The organism is Mesorhizobium sp. M7A.F.Ca.CA.004.06.1.1, from assembly GCF_003999135.1.
Classification (GTDB): Bacteria; Pseudomonadota; Alphaproteobacteria; order Rhizobiales; family Rhizobiaceae; genus Mesorhizobium.
Map to the genome: position 1 here is coordinate 1 of NZ_RZPQ01000736.1, position 2,936 is coordinate 2,936.

Annotated in this window: 3 protein-coding genes; all 3 read left to right on the plus strand. The window is 61.2% G+C overall.

What is annotated here, in order from left to right:
- The first annotated feature begins 134 nt into the window (after positions 1 to 134).
- The 3 genes from EN906_RS29240 to EN906_RS29255 all read left to right on the plus strand — a co-directional run bounded on the left by EN906_RS29240 (position 135) and on the right by EN906_RS29255 (position 2,782).
- Complete coding sequence (locus EN906_RS29240) at positions 135 to 1,475, plus strand: sorbosone dehydrogenase family protein (RefSeq protein ID WP_127267414.1); 1,341 nt, start codon at positions 135 to 137, stop codon at positions 1,473 to 1,475.
- Positions 1,476 to 1,854: 379 nt separating this feature from the next.
- Positions 1,855 to 2,472, plus strand: coding sequence for an NAD(P)H-dependent oxidoreductase (locus EN906_RS29250; protein ID WP_127267424.1), 618 nt, complete (start codon positions 1,855 to 1,857; stop codon positions 2,470 to 2,472).
- A gap of 160 nt (positions 2,473 to 2,632) precedes the next feature.
- Positions 2,633 to 2,782 (plus strand): DUF3309 family protein, encoded by a 150-nt coding sequence (locus EN906_RS29255; RefSeq protein ID WP_127267413.1) that lies wholly within the window; start codon positions 2,633 to 2,635, stop codon positions 2,780 to 2,782.
- Positions 2,783 to 2,936 lie beyond the last annotated feature (154 nt).

Genomic DNA, 2,936 nt, shown 5'->3' on the forward strand with positions numbered 1-2,936 from the left:
CTGGTGCACAGCCGGGATGCCTGGACCTCGGTCGTGCCGACGGGGCTCATCCTGTCCGCCGCCGCCGTGATCGTTATTCTCTTGGTGGGCCTGCTGGGATGGAGTTCCGGCCGCACTCAGGTGGAGGTGGTCGAATGAATGTCTCCGCCAGACATATCCCGCGTATCGCCAGCCTCGGTCTGCTGTGCGGATCGATTTTGGTGCTGCCCGCATGCAGCGACAACGAACCGGATCCCACCGATCAGGTCGGAGCGAACCCGACGCTGCCTGAACCGATCCAGTATCTGGTGCCGCCGATGCATGTCGCGTCGGTCATCGGTTGGAAACAGGAGGAAAGGCCGACGGTCGCCAAGGGTTTGCAAATCCAGGCCTTCGCCAAGGGCTTGAAGCATCCGCGCTCGCTTTACACATTGCCGAATGGTGACGTTCTGGTGGTCGAATCCGTGGCGCCGCCCGGTGCAGCGATCAAGCGGCCGAAAGACCTGGTCATGGGCTGGATCGAGTCCATGGCGACGTCGGGCGGCGGCACCGAAGGAAGCAACCGTATCACTCTGCTGCGCGATACCAACGGCGATGGTGTGCCCGATGTCCAGGAGGTTTTTCTCGATCATCTCAATTCGCCCTTTGGTGTGGCGCTGGTCGGCAACGATCTCTACGTCGCCAACACCGACGCCATCGTGCGGTACCCCTACACGTCGGGCGACACCAAGATCACCGCCCCGGGCACCGTGCTGACGCCGTTGCCCGGCGGGCCTATCGATCACCACTGGACAAAGTCTCTCGTGGCCAGCCGCGACGGGTCTCTGCTTTATGTCGGCATCGGATCCAACAGCAACATCACCGAGAACGGCATCCAGGCGGAAAAGGACCGGGCCGCCATCTGGGAAGTCGACAGGGCCACTGGCCGTTATCGTGTTTTCGCGAGCGGCCTGCGCAACCCCAACGGACTGAGCTGGGAGCCGCAGAGCGGCGCGCTGTGGGCTGTTATCAACGAGCGCGACGAGCTCGGTCCTAACCTGGTTCCCGACTACATGACCTCGGTCAAGGACGGCGCGTTCTATGGTTGGCCGTACAGCTACTATGGTCAGCATGTCGACCCGCGCGTGATGCCGCAGCGGCCGGACCTGGTCGCCAAGGCGATCCCTCCCGATTATGCCTTGAGTTCCCACGTCGCACCTCTGGGCTTGGCGTTCTACACTGGAACCAACCTGCCGGACCTGTATCGCAACGGCGCCTTTGTTGGCGAGCATGGCAGCTGGAACCGCAAGAGCTTCAACGGCTACAAGGTCGTTTTCGTGCCGTTCAAGGACGGTCATCCAGACGGCAAGCCGCAGGATGTCGTCACCGGTTTCCTCGACAAGGACAACAAGGCGCACGGGCGGCCGGTCGGTGTTGCCGTCGACAAATCGGGCGCGTTGCTGATCGCCGACGATGTCGGAAACACGGTCTGGCGCGTAACTTCCGCGAGCCAGTAGGCACCTGCATAAACGCGGATCGCTTCACCTATCTCGGTGCAAATTCCGCCAGCGCCTTGACGAATTCTGCCGGTGCCTCGATCGGCAGGAATTCGCCGCAGTTGGCGATCATGTGACCTTGCAGGTTCTTTGCGCCAGACAGCCTGCGTCGGAATCGCTCATCGCTGTCTGTCCTCCAGTAGTGGTCAGTGCCCCTGTGAGCCGGCTGGACCGTCACCAAGTGGGAGGAGGGGGCCGTCTCGCCCCCGGCCTGTTGGTCCGCTTGGCGGAACAAGCATTCAACCCTGGCGTTAAATGCCGGGCGCTCCCGCAACGGGCGAATGGGCTGTCGCGACGTCGTCGCGGCGATTTGCAATTAGGACAATGCAGGGAGATCCAGATGCCGCTTACGGCCTTCGCACTCAATTGCTCGCTCAAAGCTTCGAACGACAGGGAAAAATCCTCCACCGATCGGTTGCTCGCCGATGTCCTGGCGGCGCTGATGCAATACGAGGTGAAGGGCGAGATCGTGCGTGCGCTCAGTCACGATATCAAGCCCGGCGTGCTCTCCGACATGGGCGAGGGCGACGATTGGCCGAAACTCAGAGAAAAAATACTGGCGGCCGACATTTTCGTACTCGGCCTCCCGATCTGGCTTGGCCAGCCCTCGAGTGTGGCCAAGCGCGTCCTGGAGCGGATGGATGCGTTTCTCGAGGAGACCGATGACAAAGGGCGCATGCCGGCAGCAGGAAAGGTGGCCTTGGTGGCCATCGTCGGCAATGAGGACGGTGCGCATCACTGCCAGGCGGAATGCTTTCAGGCACTGAACGATGTTGGCTTCACCATCCCGGCCAATGGCGGGGTCTACTGGGTCGGCGAGGCCATGCAGGAGGTTAACTATGTCGATCTGCCGGCGACTCCGGAAAAGGTCTCGGGTGCGATCGAAATGGCAGCATCAAACGCCGCCCATCTCGCTGGATTGCTGAAAGACCGGGGCTACTTGGGCGTCTCGGGGTGACCTTTGTTCGCCTGACATCCTTGAACCTGGCAGCGTCGATGCGGTCTCAGTCGGGAACAGGAAGGCTTGTAGCGAGTTCATAATCACATCAGCCGGCGACCGCCGCTCCCTCTAAGGCGCGAAGCCGCAAACAGGAGAGCAAGTCACGGGTCTCGGCACAATTCTTATCATCATTCTGATCATTGCATTGCTTGGCGGTTTTAGTGGGCTTGGCGGCGGGCCATTCTACGGCACCGGCTATTACGGCGGCGGCGGCCTCGGTCTTCTGCTGCTTATAGTCATTATCCTGGTCGTGCTCGGGCGTCTCTAGCCCTCGCGATGCGGTGGCAGGGTGTATCACCTGCCGCTTGCAGTCCCTTTTGCGGGTTGCTTTGAATCCATAGCAGCCCAGCAATGGCGGTCCGCCCCCTGGAGGGGGGACCACTGCTCGGACATATTAGGGCAAAAAAAGGACGATCTTTAAA